Annotated in this window: 16 protein-coding genes and 1 rRNA gene; 9 read left to right on the plus strand and 8 right to left on the minus strand. The window is 48.1% G+C overall.

Going from position 1 to position 17357, the window contains the following annotated elements; translation table 11 throughout:
- Nucleotides 1-12 precede the first annotated feature (12 nt).
- The 6 genes from EA392_08455 (at nucleotide 13) to EA392_08480 (ending at nucleotide 6905) form a co-directional block, all read left to right on the plus strand.
- Nucleotides 13-1785: a long-chain fatty acid--CoA ligase gene (locus EA392_08455; GenBank protein TVR38891.1), complete on the plus strand. Its 1773-nt coding sequence runs from the start codon at nucleotides 13-15 to the stop codon at nucleotides 1783-1785.
- A 99-nt stretch (nucleotides 1786-1884) separates the two neighbouring features.
- Nucleotides 1885-2307, plus strand: a complete 423-nt coding sequence (locus EA392_08460) for a carboxypeptidase regulatory-like domain-containing protein (GenBank protein ID TVR38892.1) — start codon at nucleotides 1885-1887, stop codon at nucleotides 2305-2307.
- Nucleotides 2308-2402: 95 nt separating this feature from the next.
- On the plus strand, nucleotides 2403-3080 hold the full coding sequence (locus EA392_08465) for an SCO family protein (GenBank protein TVR38893.1): 678 nt from the start codon (nucleotides 2403-2405) through the stop codon (nucleotides 3078-3080).
- Between the two features lie 69 nt (nucleotides 3081-3149).
- Nucleotides 3150-3674 carry a hypothetical protein gene (locus EA392_08470; GenBank protein TVR38894.1) on the plus strand — a complete coding sequence of 175 codons (525 nt, stop codon included), beginning with the start codon at nucleotides 3150-3152 and terminating at the stop codon, nucleotides 3672-3674.
- A gap of 57 nt (nucleotides 3675-3731) precedes the next feature.
- Complete coding sequence (locus EA392_08475) at nucleotides 3732-5324, plus strand: hypothetical protein (GenBank protein TVR38895.1); 1593 nt, start codon at nucleotides 3732-3734, stop codon at nucleotides 5322-5324.
- An 18-nt stretch (nucleotides 5325-5342) separates the two neighbouring features.
- The gene (locus EA392_08480) at nucleotides 5343-6905 is read left to right on the plus strand and encodes a hypothetical protein (protein ID TVR38896.1); all 1563 of its coding nucleotides are present in this window, start codon (nucleotides 5343-5345) and stop codon (nucleotides 6903-6905) included.
- Between the two features lie 44 nt (nucleotides 6906-6949).
- On the opposite strand, the gene EA392_08485 is transcribed toward EA392_08480, so the two are convergent.
- From EA392_08485 to EA392_08510, 6 genes are read right to left on the minus strand one after another with little or no spacing between them, the layout of a single operon-like run.
- Entirely contained in the window at nucleotides 6950-7384 is a 435-nt protein-coding gene (locus EA392_08485; GenBank protein ID TVR38897.1) for a copper resistance protein NlpE, read from the minus strand.
- A 30-nt stretch (nucleotides 7385-7414) separates the two neighbouring features.
- Nucleotides 7415-8065 (minus strand): CAP domain-containing protein, encoded by a 651-nt coding sequence (locus EA392_08490; protein ID TVR38898.1) that lies wholly within the window; start codon nucleotides 8063-8065, stop codon nucleotides 7415-7417.
- The gene (locus EA392_08495; GenBank protein ID TVR38899.1) at nucleotides 8040-9677 is read right to left on the minus strand and encodes an amidohydrolase; all 1638 of its coding nucleotides are present in this window, start codon (nucleotides 9675-9677) and stop codon (nucleotides 8040-8042) included. Before EA392_08495 ends, EA392_08490 begins: the two co-directional genes overlap by 26 nt.
- Nucleotides 9677-10438 carry an SDR family NAD(P)-dependent oxidoreductase gene (locus tag EA392_08500; GenBank protein TVR38900.1) on the minus strand — a complete coding sequence of 254 codons (762 nt, stop codon included), beginning with the start codon at nucleotides 10436-10438 and terminating at the stop codon, nucleotides 9677-9679. The genes EA392_08495 and EA392_08500 overlap by 1 nt, the downstream gene beginning before the upstream one ends.
- Nucleotides 10435-11751 (minus strand): hypothetical protein, encoded by a 1317-nt coding sequence (locus EA392_08505; protein TVR38901.1) that lies wholly within the window; start codon nucleotides 11749-11751, stop codon nucleotides 10435-10437. Before EA392_08505 ends, EA392_08500 begins: the two co-directional genes overlap by 4 nt.
- A 46-nt stretch (nucleotides 11752-11797) precedes the next feature.
- On the minus strand, nucleotides 11798-12694 hold the full coding sequence (locus tag EA392_08510) for a macrocin O-methyltransferase (protein ID TVR38902.1): 897 nt from the start codon (nucleotides 12692-12694) through the stop codon (nucleotides 11798-11800).
- A 175-nt stretch (nucleotides 12695-12869) separates the two neighbouring features.
- Between EA392_08510 and purL the strand changes: the two genes are divergently transcribed.
- Nucleotides 12870-15113, plus strand: coding sequence for a phosphoribosylformylglycinamidine synthase subunit PurL (gene purL, locus EA392_08515; GenBank protein ID TVR38903.1), 2244 nt, complete (start codon nucleotides 12870-12872; stop codon nucleotides 15111-15113).
- Nucleotides 15114-15124: 11 nt separating this feature from the next.
- On the opposite strand, the gene EA392_08520 is transcribed toward purL, so the two are convergent.
- Nucleotides 15125-15682, minus strand: a complete 558-nt coding sequence (locus tag EA392_08520) for a hypothetical protein (protein TVR38904.1) — start codon at nucleotides 15680-15682, stop codon at nucleotides 15125-15127.
- 19 nt (nucleotides 15683-15701) lie between these two features.
- On the opposite strand from EA392_08520, the gene EA392_08525 reads away from it, so the two are divergent.
- Nucleotides 15702-16427: an SDR family oxidoreductase gene (locus EA392_08525; protein TVR38905.1), complete on the plus strand. Its 726-nt coding sequence runs from the start codon at nucleotides 15702-15704 to the stop codon at nucleotides 16425-16427.
- Between the two features lie 80 nt (nucleotides 16428-16507).
- On the opposite strand, the gene EA392_08530 is transcribed toward EA392_08525, so the two are convergent.
- Complete coding sequence (locus EA392_08530) at nucleotides 16508-16738, minus strand: hypothetical protein (protein ID TVR38906.1); 231 nt, start codon at nucleotides 16736-16738, stop codon at nucleotides 16508-16510.
- A 79-nt stretch (nucleotides 16739-16817) separates the two neighbouring features.
- On the opposite strand from EA392_08530, the gene EA392_08535 reads away from it, so the two are divergent.
- A 16S ribosomal RNA gene (locus EA392_08535) occupies nucleotides 16818-17357 on the plus strand; the annotation flags it as partial.

Below are 17357 nucleotides of genomic sequence, written 5' to 3' on the forward strand. Positions count from 1 at the left end.
ACGATAAAAGCCATGCAGAACCCCACCCGACTTTTCGACTTTCCATACTACCAGATGGAAAAATTCCCGCTCAAACTGATGATGAAATCATTGGGCGACAGTACGGAAGAGTACTCCTCCCAGTCATTTATTGAGCAAATGAACAAAGCCAGTCGTGGGTTGCTCGCAAAAGGTGTGCAACCGAGTGACAAAATCGGTCTCATTTCGCACAACAACCGCTGTGAGTGGAATGTGATGGATCAGGGGATTCTGCAAATAGGGGCTATCGATGTGCCCATTTACCCCACAATGTCACCGGAGGATATTCAGTATATCCTCAATCATGCGGAGGTTAAACTTTGCTTTGTGTCCAACGAGGAGCTCTTCCATAAAGTGCAGAGCATTAAATCGCAGGTGCCTACATTAAAGGAGGTGTACACTTTCGAAAAAGTAAATGGCGCACCCAACTGGCATGATGTGTTGAATGCATCGGGCGATGTTGCCCAGGAAAAGGTTGACGAGATTGCTGCGGGCATTAAACCCGAAGAACTTGCCACTTTGATTTATACCTCCGGTACCACAGGGCTACCCAAGGGGGTTATGCTTTCGCACCATAATATATGTACCAATGCCATAGACAGCAGTGAGCGCGTGCCAACCTTGTACGCCGGAAAAAGCCGATGCCTCAGTTTTTTGCCCGTATGCCACATTTTTGAGCGCATGTTGCACTACATGTACATGTACAACGGGGTGTCCATTTACTTCGGCCAAAGTCTCGAAACGATTAAGGAAGATCTTCAGGCATCAAGACCGCACATGTTCACAGGAGTGCCTCGCCTTTTTGAGAAATTTTTCGACGGTATTGTGGCTAAGGGTGCCGCTGCCGGTGGCATCAAATCCAAACTTTTTGCCTGGGCCGTGGCCACCGCGTTGCAGTGGGAGCCCGATGGAAAAAACGGAGGCTGGTACGAATTCAAAATCAACCTGGCGCGCAAACTTGTGTTTTCCAAGGTAAAAGAAGCTTTGGGGCTCACTGAAATTGCCGGTGTTGCATCCGGAAGCGCCGCCCTGCAGGCCAAACTTGCACGATTCTTTAATGGTGCCGGAATACCCTTGCTCGAAGGATATGGATTAACCGAAACCTCTCCCGTAATCTCGGTAAACACCATCAACCAACCCGGAATGATTAAAGTCGGCACGGTGGGAAAAATCATCAGCAACGTGAAAGTAAAGATTGCAGCCGACGGTGAAATCCTTTGTAGTGGGCCCAATGTGATGATGGGTTATTACAAAGACCCCGAGCGCACGGCCGACGTGCTGAAAGATGGGTGGTTCCATACCGGTGATATTGGTGAGCTCGACGGCGACGGATTCCTGAAAATCACCGACCGCAAAAAGGAAATTTTTAAAACCTCAGGCGGAAAGTATATCGCCCCGCAAATTGTTGAGAACGCCCTGAAAGAATCCATTTTCGTTGAGCAGTGTATTGTGGTGGGCGAAGGAAAGAATTTCCCCTCGGCGCTGATTGTGCCTTCGTTTGACGCTTTGCGAACCTGGTGCGAAAAGCACGGGATTTCCTATACATCCGACAAGGAAATGGTTCAAAACCAAAAGATCATTGATCGAGTTCAGAAAGATGTGGACAAAGCCAACGAGCGGTTTGGAAAATGGGAACAGGTGAAAAAGTTTACGCTCCTCCCTGAATTGTGGACCATTGAGGCCGATGAACTCACCCCAACGCTTAAGCTCAAACGCAAGCAGATTCACCAACGTTATGCATCGCAAATTGAAGCGTTGTACAGCTAGTTGATAAAACCCCTTGGTCGTATCTTTAAGTCAATATTCAGGGAGTACATCACGATTTCGTGAAATTGACGTTACTTTGTGGTTACTGAAGAAACCATCATGAAAATTATCATCCGTTTTAGTCTTGCTCTTTTATTGGTTGCAGGGGCAATGGTACCCTATGGATGCCAAAAAGCAGAAGGCGAAGGAGGACGAGCCTCAATAACTGGCAAAATCTATGTGAAGCAAATGCGCCCGGACGGAACAGTTAGGGCTGAGTTTTATGCTCCCGAAGAAAGGGTGTACATCATCTACGGCGATACAACGAGAGTGTACGACGATGATATGCGGACTGATTTTGACGGACGGTTTCGTTTTCGTTGGTTGCGCGCCGGTACCTATACCATTTATGCATTTTCGGAATGCTGGTTGGGAGAGTCCGGCTGCGTGCAAATTGGAGGGCAGTATCCCATTTTTCGTGAAGTGACCATCGACAGAAACGAGCAGGTAGAATTGGAAGACATCATTATTTTCGATTACTAAAGTCAACCACTGCGGCAATTCAGGTGTTTTCAAAAGGTATTCAGGAAATTTAGAGACGAGGAAAGGGTCTCTCGCGACGTCATACAATAAGTAACATGGCAAAGAGGAAAAAGGGAAAGTGGTGGTATCCGGTGGTAGCCTTTCTGATGATTTTTGCGCTGGGCGTATGGATTGTATTCCCCATGGTGCAAAAAACACCCAAGCTGCGTATTTACAATCCGGCCGATATCAACCCCAAGCTGGTAGATGAGTCTCTTCAGCGGGTTACCCGCATGCACCGAACCCTTGATTTTGAACTGGTAAACCAACTGGGCGATACCATCACCCACCGCGATTTTGAAGGAAAGATTTACGTAGCAGATTTCTTCTTCACCACCTGTCCAACCATCTGTAAAGACATGAGCCGAAACTTTGCAGTGGTACAGGAAGCTTTTAAAGATAACCCCGACGTTCTGCTGCTAAGCCACTCGGTAACCCCTGATATTGACTCTGTAGCTGCACTTGCTGCCTACGGTGAGCGATACGGAGCCATTCCCGGAAAGTGGCACCTCACCACAGGTACCAAAAAGCATATCTATGAACTCGCCCGTAAGTCGTATTTCGCCTGTTTAGATGAAGGCGATGGCGGCGTGCAAGACTTCATTCACACCGAAAATTTTGTATTGGTTGACAAAGACAGACGCCTGCGCGGCTTCTACGACGGCACCTCTGATGTAGAAGTAAAACGCCTTATCAAAGAAATAGGCTACCTGCTCAAAGAGTACGACAACTAATTGCCTTTTACGAGATTGGTTGTAGTTCCGAAAAGCTTTTTACCTTCGCTTACACCAATACGTAATACTATGGACTCAAAGCTATTTTGGGGTATTGTCATCATTTTTATAGGTGTTTCGCTCATTGTGAACTACCTGTTTAAGATTGATTTACCGGTTTTCAAAATTCTTTTTGCGCTGCTTATCATCTACATCGGGGTAAAGATTCTGTTGGGTAGCTTCAATTTCAAGAGCAGCAGCTACGAGGATGACCGGTCGGGTGTTTTTACAAAGACAGAAATGACACCGGAGTCGCTGAGCAAGAAAGACGAATTCAGCATTGTGTTTGGCAACAGCAAAATTGATTTGCGCAATACGCAGTTTGAAAGTGGTACCAAGCTGGAGTTGAATGCCGTGTTCGGATCCATGGATGTGAAGCTTCCGCCCGACGTATTTGTCAGTTTGGAGGCAAGCAGTGTGTTTGGTTCGGTGCGTGGCGCCGAGCGCTCTATTGACGGAATTGGAGAGCAGGAATCAGAGTGGGGCGATGCCTCCAAAGGGCGCCATCTGCGAATCAAAGCCAATGCAGTCTTTGGCAACGTGCATTTGCGCTGAAGATTTTTGAAAAGAGGTTAAGGTTTCTCCGGTTAGATTTGTTTTTATACCGGTTTCATGGCTATTTTTGAGCAAAACACTGCTGCCATGTCAGGAAAGCTCAGTTATTCATTTGTTTTGCTCTTGTGTTCAGCCTATGCGCTCGTTTCATTCGCTCAACCTTCCGCTACGCCGATGAAGACAGGAGATATTGCTGAATCAGAGCTGTCTGTAAAATGGAATAAGTGTGATTTTGAAGGCATGGTGTCTGCTGCGTACTGGAATCCCAAACATCAGTTACTTCTTGTTGAAACGATTGATGAAATGACTAAAAAGGGTAACCCCATATCCGGCAGTTTGTGGGGGCAGAGGGTCACCGATGGTAAAAAATTATGGAGGGTTGAGTTCGAGCAGTCTGTTGATTCTTATCAGATTTATGATGACCACCTTCTCATAGAAGGAGAGAAGCTCACCGAATGGTGTGATATTCTTACCAGTGAGCCACTTTGGTTGAGCAAAACAAGGTTGCTTCATGTTGATCCGTCGAAGAACTATGCGGTGGGATTCAACAAAATCGCAGCCGGAAAAACCGGACAAAGAGCTTCCGCGTTGTCCCTTGATGACGGAAAACCCATTTGGAAAACTGGGGTTCCGTATGGCGAAGAATACCATGAAGTGCAGATTTATGGAGACAGCGTGATGTTCGTTTTGGCGCCGAACGGATTGCACAGGGTTGGCTTTACGGAAGGAGATACCTGGCATTACAAACTTAAAACAAGCAAGGGTGATGGCGTGGCTGTTGGCGTAGCGGTGGGAATGGGATTTGCCTTTGGCCTTCTCGGTGCCGCGTTCATATCTGCTACAGACTTCATGGTTAAAGGAAATTTGCAATCGAATATGGTAGTGAAAGGCGGCTTTATTTATGTTGCAGATAAAAAGCACATTGTAAAACTGGGCCCAACCGGTGAGGCTGTTTGGAAACAGGACTTACCCAAGGAAATGGCCAGCCAGTCTATTGTCAACCTTCACAAAGGTGTGGTAACGGTTGTGAACACGAGCCTGGCATACGATAATTATGGCAACCCGAAAAGGTCAGGAACTCCCATGATTGCCGCTTTTGATGAGTATGATGGGGCGCAACGTTTTCTCAAACCTGTTGAATGCGGAGATGAAGCTATTCTCGATGTATTGATGGAAGGAAACACTTGTCGATTACTTACCGGAACCGCTGTCATCCGCTATAATATGTCAAACGGATTATGGGCATACGAACGAAAGTTACCGGTAGAATATGTAAACAGACAAGCTTCTTTCGCTAGTGATGACCTGTTTGATTTTTCCGATAATCGTTTTTTTCCGGTGAACAGTCACCCCAGATTTTCGCACATGGTAAGATTAGATGATGGTCAGTTCCTGATGCTGGACGAGGATGATGAACTGATTGATCGTGTGTCAGAGAATCAAAGCTGTACGAAATTAGACAGCTTCAATAATTATCATCTCCTTGCTGGTGGAGAGGTCATCTACCTTGCGGATGGCGATCTTCAGTTGATTACCACACTGCCCAAAGGCTTCAATGCGTTTTTTACTGAACATGGCTTTATGGTTGTCGCAGAGGATGGAGTGTACGATATCCGGTGGGAGGAAAACCCATCACTTTTGGCTAATTAACATCAATACCATTGCACTATGCTAAAAAAGCTCATCTTTTTTCTCGTGCTCAATGCGATTGCAATAAACCAATTCGTGGTGAAAGCTCAGCCCATAGGTGAACCGGTTGAAGCCGGATATGTGGTAGAAACAGTTGAGCCCATTCACGGCTTGAAATACGATTTCCCGGGAAATCTCGTGGAAGTGTTGTCAGTGCCTGAAAAACAAATGATTCTCGTAAAGTCAATAGAGGCCTATAACAAATGGAGCGAGCCTCAAGGTTGCAGTTTGACTGCATACCGCGTTTCAGACGGGAACAGGCTTTGGGGGCTGAACATTCAAGACCATCACACATCATTGCAGGTTGAGGGAGGTTTTCTTGTTGTGGAGGGTTCAAAGTTTTGTGGGTGGCATGATCTTGAAACGGGTAAAGAATTGTGGTCCACCAAAACACGATTCATCCATTTCGATAGGGAAAACAACGTAGGGGTGGGGTTTCACAAATTAGCCGACGGTAATTTAGGCCAAAAAACAAGAGCTGTTGATTTAAATGACGGCTCAGAAATCTGGAGAGCACCGGTGTTTTTCGGTCAGGAGTTTGAAGACCTGCATATTTACGGAGATAGCGTAATGGTGTTTAGGTCCATGCATGCCTTGCATCGCGTTCGTTTTGAGGATGGTGATACCTGGGATTACAAGCTGAAAACAAAAAAGGCTGATGGTGCTGCAATCGGAGCATCCATCGGCGCCGGAATACTCTTTGGACTTTTGGGAGTGATGGTTGTGCCTGACCCGGACGGATATACCAAGCAGAGATTACAGTCTAACATGGTGGTGAACAATGAGTTTATTTACGCAGCCGATAAAAAACACATTGCCAAAATTGGCCCGGACGGCAGGCAGGTCTGGACGCAATCACTTCCAAAAGAAATGGGAAGCCAATCATTGCTCTCGGTCTATCAGGGATTGGTGTCGTTGGTGAACACCGGTTTGGGCTATGATTCGTATGGCCACCCCATGAGAACGGGCGTTCCAACCATCGCAGCCTTTGATGAGTACGACGGAGCTCCCAGATTTTTAAAACCTATTGAGTGCGGAGGAGAACATATTCTGGATCTCCACATCAGTGGCAAAGAGGCCAGAATGCTCACGCGAAACAGTGTTATTCGCTACAACCTATCCAATGGCATTTGGGCTTACACCCGCATGTTTGCTGGCGCCGAAGGTAATCAGGATGCGTTTTTTGTTTACGAGGAGTTGTACGACTTTTCCAATGAGCAGTTCTTTCCTGTGAGTCAGCATCCAAGGTTTTCACATGTCATTGGCGTTGATAGCGGAGATATTTTAATCATGGATGATGAAGACGAACTGATTGATCGAATTCCGCTGGAACAGGCGTATCGACTGATGGATTCATACAATGGTATGCACATCTTTACAGATGGTAATGCACATTACCTGGCTGACAATAAGCTAACAATGATTGCTGAATTACCCAATGGCAATGCTGCGTTTTTTACCGACCAAGGCATCATGGTTGTGGCTCTTGAGGGGGTTTATGATATCCGGTGGGAGGATAACCCATCATTGCTCGTAAACTGAGCAAAATTTTAGATTTTTACAGTTTGGTGAGAACAGTATTCAGTTTACTTTTTCTCCAGAATATACATATTCGCGAGATCTCCTGTTATGATTTCACCTTCTGTATCGAGTTGAAGAAGCGATGTTTCACCAACTTTGTATTTGGTGGAACCGTGTCGTTCTTCGAGCGTAATGGCGCCTCCCGCGTCATCCCATTCAAAAGAACCTCGCTGTTCTATGAGTTGGGAATCGCCTTTCCCGAGATATTTGAGAAACCGCTCGTAGGTGTCATTTTCGTGGAGAACGAGTGTCATTTCAATACCTTCACAATCAGCGCAAGGCACAGTGCCCTGGTAAACCCCCCAGTAATCAAGCGAATTGCGGGAGTTGTGGGCCGGATCGGGCCTGTCAGAAACCGAGAAATGCCTCACACTTGGCTCTGAGGGCTCAATCCCACAACCTACCAAAAGAATCATGAACACAAAGGCAGAAAATCTCATAACATAGTTTTTGCCCGAAGTTAGTAAAAGTTACGGGCTTTTCAATTGACCAAACACCTGTACGCAATTATGATCATAGCTTTTGTGTGGGGCTATGGATACTCCCACAGCGTCGGTGTCAGGATGAAAAATGTTTTTTCGGTGCCCCACGCCTGGAATGCCCTCATCAATGAGTAGGTTCATCACAATATCCAGCGCGTCACCAGATCCGTAGTCGCAATTTTCAAGTACAAAGTGATGGGTTTTGAGTACGTGTTTGAGCCGGGATTCAAAACTGCCTGCCGGCGAATCGTGCCCCAATGTGCCAGCCCTTCCGCTCGAAACGGCATGCTTTTGGGCAGCTCTGCGCAGAATTTCATCGGGCTTAAGAGCGGGTAAATCACGAACCTCCTTCAGGTCGCGCTCCAGGCTTTTTACATAGCTGCTTGCAGCCATTTCATTCTCACGGATGTAAGGTGCGGCGATGGAGTCCCAAAACACAGTGCCATTATGCCTGGCAAGGTTCATAATGAGAATCACTTTTTGTTCTTCCTTACTATGGGATGCGTCGTTTTTCGCCGTGTGCAATGCGCTAACCTCCGACTTCGAGTATCCCGGAAAGATGTCCTGTGCAATGCTACCTCCCGCTGTAGCCAGGAGCAAAATCCATGCAGCGCTAATATGCCTGATACACTTTTTCACCCTTTACCAACGTCATCTGCACCTCAATATTTTTGAAGTCAAATGCAGAAGCAGTCATAAGGTCGCGGTTCAGTATCACCACGTCGGCCATTTTACCGGGCTCCAGGCTTCCGCGTCTGTTTTCCTCAAAGTTGGCAATGGCCGCCCACATGGTCATTCCCATCAGGGTGTGTTCGCGGCTCAAAGCGTCTTCCATCTGAAAACCGCCCTCAGGCCTGCCGTCCGGGGTTGTTCGAAAAACCGCCGCGAAAAAAGTCTGCAGTGGGTCAATACCTTCTATAGGAAAATCAGTGCCCAGCGGAACCATTCCCAATTGTTGCCTCAAGGTTTCCAAACGGTATGAATCGCCGATGCGTTCACCCAGCCGGTCTACAGCCCAAAACATATCCGACGTTGCATGTGTGGGCTGCATGGAGGGAATGATACTGTATTGGCCAAATTTCTCAATATCATTGGGGTGCACTACCTGTGCATGTTCAATGCGCCAGCGTTTGTCGTTGGTGCCCCCCAACTCGTGGGCATACCAACCCAGCACTTCGCGGTTGGCGCTGTCGCCAATGGCATGTGTTACCAGCTGGTAGTTGTATTCTGTGCATCGGCCGGCCCATTTCTGGTAGTAGCTCGCCGGATTGAGTATCAGGCCGTAATTGCCAGGGTCGTCTGAGTAGGGCTCTATCATCGCTGCACCCCGCGATCCCAATGCCCCATCAGAGAAAAGTTTCAACGAACGCACCACAATGTGCTCCGACTCAAAATGACCGTTTTGCATCCAGCTTTCAGCCTCATCATCCGGCGATAGCATTTGGTAAATGTGCATTTTCAACACACCGCTCTCGTCCAGTGCATGCAATTTGCGAATCATGGATGCCGGAAGTCCTGCATCTGCTACCGAGGTGATACCTGCAGCAAAGCACCTGTCTTGTGCGAGTTTGACAGCTGCTTCTATGTCTTCATCCGTAAAGGGAGGTATCACCGCTTGAACCAGTTCCATGGCGCGGTCAATCAGCAAACCTGTGGGTATGCCATTGGCAGTCTCAATCTTTCCGCCCTCAACTTCACGGGAGCTGTCGATCCCGGCGAGTTCAAGTGCTTTTTTGTTCACAACAGCTGCATGGCCATCCACGCGGGTAATGTACACAGGTACATCAGGAAAGGCTGCGTCGAGCAAAGCGCTCGTGGGAAAGTTTTTGTCTTCCCATTCGTTTTGATCCCAACCTCTTCCCAGTAGCCAACCTCCTCGTCCCGGAGTAGCATTCTGCAATCGTTCAATCACTTCCTCCATAGATGAAGACCCCATCAACTCGGCCTCTCTGAGCGATTGCCCATAGTAAAGGAAGTGGCAATGCGCATCAATAAAACCAGGGTAAACAGGTTGTTTGCGTGCGTCAATTTTTTCCGGGGCGCTGTATCGGTTCAAAATTTCGCGCTCAGGACCGGTGGCGAGCACCACACCGTCTTTGATGGCCATGGCTTCGGCTTTGGTGCGCGCGGCATCCATGGTATAAATCGTTGCATTGTGTATGATGAGGTCGGCGTCCATATGTTGATAGTGGCAGGAAAATAAAATCAAAAATAAGAGTGAGGCCAAAAGCGGCGCGATGGAAAAACGCATTACGGGTTGTTTTTTCTTGAGTAAAACGAACTTGCCTGGGTAGTGGGCGTAAGCACAATGTCATTCAGGCACACGTGTGGCGGACGAGTAGCTGCGAAAAAGACTACTTCGGCCACATCCCGCGGACGAAGAGGGTGGTAGCCTTCGTAAATTTTCTTCGCACGCTCTGCATCACCTTTGTATCGCACCAACGAAAATTCGGTTTCTACAATCCCGGGACAAACACCGGTAACCTTGATGTTGTGCTCCAGCAGGTCAATGCGCATGGCTTTGGTGAGCGAATCTACGGCGTGCTTGGTGGCGCAATACACGTTTCCCTGGTAGTAGGTTTCTTTCCCGGCTATGGAGCCGATGTTGAAAATATGCCCACTTTTTCTTTCAACCATTTGAGGTGTAAGTGCGCGGGTGATGTAAAGCAAACCCTTGAAGTTGGTATCAATCATGGTATCCCAATCGTCGAGCTCGGCTTTGTCAACCGTATCACGCCCCATCGCCAGACCCGCGTTGTTCACGAGTATCTCAACCTGCTTCCAGTCGCCTGAAAGGCTTACAAAAGCATGGTTTACTTCGTTGCGGTTGCGCACATCAAAACAAAGAGAAAGTATCTCAGCGCCATAGTTTATTTCGAGCTGTTCCTGCAATTTTTGCAAGCGCTCTTTTCTCCTTCCGGTGATGATAACGCGGTAGTTTGCACGCGCAAAAATGGTGGCAATGGCTTCTCCGATTCCGGCTGTAGCACCGGTTACCAGTACGGTTTTCATGGTTTCTTTTGCTTGGGTTGAATGATCGTTTGAAGCCTCAAAGATAAAGATGCTAATGAGGGGTGCATAACGATTCCGCATAGCACCACCAGAAAAGGAAGTGCGGGTATTTTGTAGCGAACCAATGCGCCCAGCACCGGAGTAACCAAACCCACCAGGAGCCCTAAACCAATGAGGCACGACACACAAAACAGCGCCATGGTGGCCATATCGCCCCGGGGCCTTTTAAAGCGGATAATGGTAGCAGCAATGAGCAGAAGATAAAAGAGGTTTTCAAGTGCCGAAACCACAAATGTGAGGCTGTTGGCCTCCAGCAAATGAGGCCGGAAATAGGTGTTGAAAATGGCCGTGGGTGCATTCAGAATCATATCAGTCCAATGATTCAACGGCGGAATGGCTACGGTGCTGCTTGCATGCTGCGTTTCACTCACATTGTAAAAGTCTTTCTGCTTGAGCTGAAACATGTGAAATACATTGTAATCCTCCACCCATAAGCCCAATGAAAGTACGAAAGCAAAAAGCGCGGCGTGAAGTCCGGCGAATTTGACAAGCTGGTGACGGGTGTTGCCAGAAATCATGAGCCCCAAAAACAGTATGGCAGGTGCAAAAGCAATGAGCACATATGCTTTGGTGAATAGTAATAAAGGACCAGCCAGTAACATCCAGATGATGCCTGTGAAGTTTTTGTTCTTCAACTTTGCCATTCCGAAAAAAAGCAGTCCGAGTCCGAAAATCAAAAGACCTTCTTTCATCACGCCGCTTCCCCAAAACAAGAGCGAAGGAGGCAATAGGAGTGCTGCAAACAGGAACATCCGAGGTGTTTTCGTGAGCCATATGATAAAAAAGCGATACCACAGCACCAACCCCGAAAAGCTGACAAATGCCATAAAGAGCGTGTGCGTGTGAATGAAACCTCTTGAGAAAAACATCACCAGTGCATTGAATTTGATGATGGTGGGGTTGTCATTCAGCACGCCATAGTTTACAGCTCGGTTCCAGCGATCCATCGGGGCAATATATTCCTGCAAGGTCGGGTCGCTTGGGTTGGTAGCAAAAAGCAGTCTGAAAAAATCAACCGGACTTTCGTAAAAAACGCGGTGAAGAATCTGTCCTTCATCAAAGTAAGCAAAGGCATCGCTTCCGTGATCAACACCGTAGTGAAAAGAATACACTGCCCAAAAAGCAATTCCGGCGAGTAGTTTCAACCAGAAACCTCCCAGAACAAACCACCTTGGAATCCCTGCCAACGAAAACCATCCTGAGCGCCAGATGATAAAGCTGAATGCAACAAGGTATAGCAGAAAGAGAATCACAGTTTGGCGCTTTGGCTCGTAAAAATAGGTTTTTCAGCGCTTGGGCTTAGCTGCCCGACTTCCGCCAGAAGTGCCCTGACCCGTCAATGTCTATGATTTCATCGGTGATGCCGTGTTCATTGCGGTAATCGTGAACTGCTTTTCTGCAGGCCGGGATCACGCCGTAGTCATCCACAATTAAAAAGCCACCGGCCGATAGCTTTGGGTAGAGACTTTTCAGGGCGTCCATGGTTGATTCATACATATCGCCGTCTAACCGCACCACTGACAGTTGCCCTATGGGAGCCGATGGCAGCGTGTCTTTAAACCAGCCTTTCAGAAATTGCACCTTGTCATCCAGCAAATCAAAACGCTTGAAATTCTCCTTTACCTGCTCCAGGGAAACCCTGAGTTGTTCAATGCTGTATAGGTCGTCGCCCTCATCTGCCGGGTACAGTTCCACGTTGGGTTTGGGTAGCCCTTCAAATGAATCAGCTACCCAAATCATTCGGTTTTCATTGTACACCTCGCAAACGGCACGGGCAAAAATGCAGGCTCCCCCTCTCCAAACACCGGTTTCGATAAAGTCGCCGGGAATGCCTTCAGCAAATACCTGCTCAAGACAATATTGGATGTTGTTGAGGCGCTTCATGCCAATCATACTGTATCCGTTAATGGGCCACCCAAGGCCTATTTCACGGTCGGAGGATCCGCGCGCATTCACCCCCGTAATGGTAAGGCCTTTCTTACTGAGGGTGTTGATGAGTGAGTTGATGGCTGTGCGTTTCAGCCAGTAGCTGCGGTCGGGCGGGTAAGGAGTGAGTTGAAAGCGATGGGCATTATCAACGTCAATGATTACTTCTTTGAGCAACTGCAAATAACGACGCTCCGACGGTGATACTGTGCTAAGATTGGTGTACTCAGAATCGTTCTGCGCGGCACCGGTTACCTGGGCTTGGTTCATTGTTTGTAGGATGCAAGTAACATCCCGTACAAATATAACGGATGTTGGTTTTTGATGGCGTCCTTAAAATTACTGGCATTCGGCAATTTTTTCAACAATTTGGGGGAAAACTAATGCGGGCTCAAGACTGCTTACCGCTTGACTTTACCTACCTTTGCGGCAAATACAAGTTAGAATGGAAAGTGCAACCAAAGAAGTAGCCACACTTGAGCAGGCCAGGGATTTGGGCTTGATGGAAAGTGAGTTCAATGAGATTTGCGAAATCATGGGTCGTACCCCAAACTTTACGGAAACGGCCATTTATTCGGTAATGTGGTCGGAGCACTGCTCTTACAAAAACTCCATTCTATGGCTTAAGAAGCTCCCAAAAGATGGTCCGCATATGTTGGTGAAGGCCGGTGAGGAAAATGCCGGTTTGGTTGATATCGGCGAGGGTCTGGCCTGCGCTTTCAAGATAGAGTCGCACAACCACCCTTCAGCCATCGAACCTTACCAGGGTGCCGCAACCGGCGTGGGAGGTATCAACCGCGACATTTTTACCATGGGAGCAAGACCCATTGCTCAGCTCAACTCTCTGCGTTTCGGAAAACTTTCTGAGGATCGAACCAAGTGGTTGTTGAAAGGTGTGGTAAAAGGTATTGGCGACTACGGAAATGCCTTCGGAATCCCGGTTGTGGGAGGCGAGGTTTTCTTCAACGAGTGCTACAGCGCCAATCCATTGGTGAATGCCATGTCGGTTGGAATTATGGAAGTTGGAACCATGATTTCGGCCAAGGCATCGGGTGTTGGAAACCCCGTATTCATTGTGGGCTCTGCCACCGGAAAAGACGGAATCCAGGGGGCATCGTTTGCCTCAAAGGATATGTCAGAAGAGTCGGTGAAAGACCTTCCCGCTGTTCAGGTGGGCGACCCGTTTCAGGAGAAACTGTTGCTGGAGGCTACCCTTGAGCTGGCCAAAACTGATGCTGTTATTGGAATGCAGGACATGGGGGCCGCAGGAATTACCTGTTCCACTTCTGAAATGAGTGCAGCCGGAGGCGTCGGGATGGAAATTCACCTGGACAAGGTGCCCATGCGTCAGGACGATATGAAGCCCTTTGAAATACTGCTGTCCGAATCGCAGGAACGCATGCTGATTGTGGTGAAAAAAGGACGCGAAGACGAAGTGCTCCGCATTTTTGACAAATGGGATTTGAACGCGGCCCACATCGGTGAGGTAACCGAAGGCGACCGCTTACGATATTATATGCACGGCGAACTGGTAGCCGATGTATCTGCCCACAGCCTGGTGCTTGGTGGAGGTGCACCTGTGTATGAGCGCGAGTTTAAGGAACCCGCGTACTATGCCGAGGCCCAAAAGTTCAGCATCGAGCAAGTACAGGAGCCCGACGATTATGTGATCACCGCGCGCGAAATGTTGGGTAATCCCAACATCGCCTCCAAAAAGTGGATATGGGAACAGTACGACTCAATGGTTGGCACAGCCAACATGAGTACCAATGGCCCTACCGATGCGGGTGTGGTGCGCATTAAAGGAGCATCACAGGCCCTGGCGCTCACTGTTGATTGCAATGCTCGATACGTTAACAACGACCCCGAGCAAGGCGCTGCCATTGCAGTAGCGGAGGCGGCCAGAAACATTGTTTGCACCGGAGGATTGCCATCGGCTATCACCAACTGTTTGAATTTTGGCAATCCATACAGCCCCGAAGTATATTGGCAGTTTGTGGGCGCTATTAAAGGTATGAGCAAGTCATGCGAAAGGCTCAAAACACCGGTAACCGGAGGAAACGTGAGCTTCTACAACCAGTCTGTAGCTTCCGACGGAAGTACGCGCCCGGTTTTCCCCACTCCAACCATCGGAATGGTGGGAATCATCCCTGATAAGAACAAAATCATGACCCTTGATTTCAAACAAAAAGGTGACCTGATTTTCTTGTTAGGGGCCTCAAAAAATGACCTGGGTTCATCAGAGTACCTGGCTTCCATGCGCGGCATTGAGTTGTCGCCGGCGCCTTACTTTAACCTCGATGAAGAAGTGGAGCTACACGAACTCCTGGGAAAACTTATCAATAAGCAAGTCATCAACGCGGCTCACGATGTTGCCGACGGTGGACTGTTCGTTACGCTTGTAGAAATGGGACTGCCCAATGGATTGGGCTTTGACATTCTCAGCGATTCAGAAATTCGTTTGGACGCATTTCTCTTTGGTGAAGCTCAGAGTAGAGCAGTGGTGGCAGTGAGCAGCGATCAGGAAGACGCTTTCCTGAAGGTGCTGAGTGCTACAAACGTACCCAATCTCATGCTGGGTCACGTTACCAAAGGTAAAATGGTGATTGACGACAACCACTTCGGCTTTATTGATGAAGCCCGCGAGATCTATGATCACGCCATAGCCCGCGAAATGCAGGGGCGTTGATTTGAGGTGCCTCAAAATATAAACCCCATTCGGATTACGTAGTTCCCTATGTAGGGGGAGTTGAGGTCCTGCACCAGGTCGTACAATACGGTAAGCGCCAAACCAGATCTTCTTCCGGCAGGCATGAAATACCCTGCACCGATAAACAGATGGGGTACAGTCATCCGGTGAAACTTAAAATCCTGGGTACGATCCCAGCCTTCAAAGCTCAGCACTTCAATTTCAGCATGAGCGAAAATATTCTCCAGGATAAATACACGTGAGTGAATGTTCCCGCCGTATACATGCGTGTTGTATGACGGAGGTCTGTTATCTTGGAAAAACTGATATTGCGCCCCAACTCCAGCCGACCAACGCGGAAGAATCCGGTAACCAACTACAGGAGCAACCTGTACACTGGTAATCGTTCCAAAGCCAGCGCCGAGCATACCACCGTAGTAGATACGTTCTTTAAATGACATATTTTTGAGCTCGTCCGAAGTGAACAAACCCTGAGCCCGGGTGCTTTGTATTGCAACCATCAGGGAGAGCGCTAAAAGCAATTTGATCGAAATACCTCCAGGTTTCATAAGAGCAAAGATACAGACAATGAATACAACCAAAAGAGAGAAGCTTGTTTTGATAACGGGTGTGAGTCGCGGCATAGGCCGGGCTATGTTTCTGCAGATGGCATCCACGCCGGGGCTTAAAGTAGTTGGGCTTGCCAGAAGTAAACATGCTTTGCACACCCTTGAGCAGGAATGTGTGAATGCGGGTTACTCCGGTTTCTACTGCTTCGAACACGATGTAACACGGCAATACCTCCCTGAGCAATTAATGACCCTGTTTGAGGAAACGGGTAGGTTGGACGTGCTTATTAATAATGCAGGTGCTCTCGTGAACAAACCTTTTGTGGACATTTCACTAGAGGAGTGGGAGAGCTGTTACTTTACCAACGTATACGGACCGTTTCGGCTCATTCAATTGGTTCATCCCTGGTTGTTGGCAGCCGGAGAAGCCCATGTTGTGAATATAGGTAGTATGGGAGGAGTGCAGGGGTCTGCCAAGTTTGCGGGCTTGTCGGCCTACAGCTCAAGTAAAATGGCCTTGGTTGGTCTTACCGAGTGTTTGGCAGAAGAGTTCAGAGGAAGCGGGATTCATGTGAATGGAGTGAATCTGGGCGCTGTTCAGACGGAGATGTTGGCAGAGGCGTTTCCGGGTTACGAGGCTCCACACCATCCACCGGAAATTGCTACATGGTTGATTGACTTTGCTCTGAACGGAGGAAGGCTGATGAACGGCAAATCTGTTTCGCTTTCGAGCACCACGCCGTAAATTTTTCTGCCACTTATTCAGCGGGTTATGCATTTTAACAAATTTCTATTCCATTTTTTTGGTGCAAGTGCTTGTGAGTTTCAAAAAGTGCTGTACTTTTGCAGCCGCTTTGAACGCAAGGTGACCTTCAAGTGAAGGAAAAAGAGGGGTTGGAAAAGCAATTTTCGCTGATTGTTGAAAACTTTTAGCGAGATGTTTGCTGGAATGAAAAACAGCATGTATCTTTGCAGCCCGATTTTGAAAAAAACGAATTTTCTGTTCTCAGAAATAAAGTTCTTTGAGGTATTGTAATAGTAAGTGAAACGAACCATCCCGAACTTGTCAATTCAAGTTTAAAAGAAGAGTCGGTTGATTCAAACAAACTGTTCAATAGAACAAAAAGTCTATTTACAACGGAGAGTTTGATCCTGGCTCAGGATGAACGCTAGCGGCAGGCTTAACACATGCAAGTCGAGGGGTAACAGGGAAAGCTTGCTTTCCGCTGACGACCGGCGCACGGGTGCGTAACACGTATGCAACTTACCTCTAACTGGGAGATAGCCCCGAGAAATCGGGATTAATACCCCATAATATGTCGAATTCGCATGTTTTTGACATTAAAGCTCCGGCGGTTAGAGATAGGCATGCGGCCCATTAGCTAGTTGGTGAGGTAACGGCTCACCAAGGCTACGATGGGTAGGGGGCCTGAGAGGGTGATCCCCCACACTGGTACTGAGACACGGACCAGACTCCTACGGGAGGCAGCAGTGAGGAATATTGGGCAATGGACGAAAGTCTGACCCAGCCATGCCGCGTGCAGGAAGACGGCCCTCTGGGTTGTAAACTGCTTTTATATGGGAATAAACCCCCCGACGTGTCGGGGGCTGAAGGTACCATATGAATAAGCACCGGCTAACTCCGTGCCAGCAGCCGCGGTAATACGGAGGGTGC

It is taken from the genome of Cryomorphaceae bacterium, assembly GCA_007695365.1.
Lineage (GTDB): Bacteria > Bacteroidota > Bacteroidia > Flavobacteriales_D > SKUL01 > SKUL01.

What these genes read in the sequence shown, in the direction of transcription:
- EA392_08455 (TVR38891.1), top strand. Translation starts at nt 13, where the DNA reads ATGCAGAACCCCACCCGACTTTTCGACTTTCCATACTACCAGATGGAA.
- EA392_08460 (TVR38892.1), top strand. Translation starts at nt 1,885, where the DNA reads ATGAAAATTATCATCCGTTTTAGTCTTGCTCTTTTATTGGTTGCAGGG.
- EA392_08465 (TVR38893.1), top strand. Translation starts at nt 2,403, where the DNA reads ATGGCAAAGAGGAAAAAGGGAAAGTGGTGGTATCCGGTGGTAGCCTTT.
- EA392_08470 (TVR38894.1), top strand. Translation starts at nt 3,150, where the DNA reads ATGGACTCAAAGCTATTTTGGGGTATTGTCATCATTTTTATAGGTGTT.
- EA392_08475 (TVR38895.1), top strand. Translation starts at nt 3,732, where the DNA reads ATGGCTATTTTTGAGCAAAACACTGCTGCCATGTCAGGAAAGCTCAGT.
- EA392_08480 (TVR38896.1), top strand. Translation starts at nt 5,343, where the DNA reads ATGCTAAAAAAGCTCATCTTTTTTCTCGTGCTCAATGCGATTGCAATA.
- EA392_08485 (TVR38897.1), bottom strand. Translation starts at nt 7,384, where the DNA reads ATGAGATTTTCTGCCTTTGTGTTCATGATTCTTTTGGTAGGTTGTGGG.
- EA392_08495 (TVR38899.1), bottom strand. Translation starts at nt 9,677, where the DNA reads ATGCGTTTTTCCATCGCGCCGCTTTTGGCCTCACTCTTATTTTTGATT.
- EA392_08500 (TVR38900.1), bottom strand. Translation starts at nt 10,438, where the DNA reads ATGAAAACCGTACTGGTAACCGGTGCTACAGCCGGAATCGGAGAAGCC.
- EA392_08510 (TVR38902.1), bottom strand. Translation starts at nt 12,694, where the DNA reads ATGAACCAAGCCCAGGTAACCGGTGCCGCGCAGAACGATTCTGAGTAC.
- purL (TVR38903.1), top strand. Translation starts at nt 12,870, where the DNA reads ATGGAAAGTGCAACCAAAGAAGTAGCCACACTTGAGCAGGCCAGGGAT.
- EA392_08520 (TVR38904.1), bottom strand. Translation starts at nt 15,682, where the DNA reads ATGAAACCTGGAGGTATTTCGATCAAATTGCTTTTAGCGCTCTCCCTG.
- EA392_08525 (TVR38905.1), top strand. Translation starts at nt 15,702, where the DNA reads ATGAATACAACCAAAAGAGAGAAGCTTGTTTTGATAACGGGTGTGAGT.
- EA392_08530 (TVR38906.1), bottom strand. Translation starts at nt 16,738, where the DNA reads ATGGTTCGTTTCACTTACTATTACAATACCTCAAAGAACTTTATTTCT.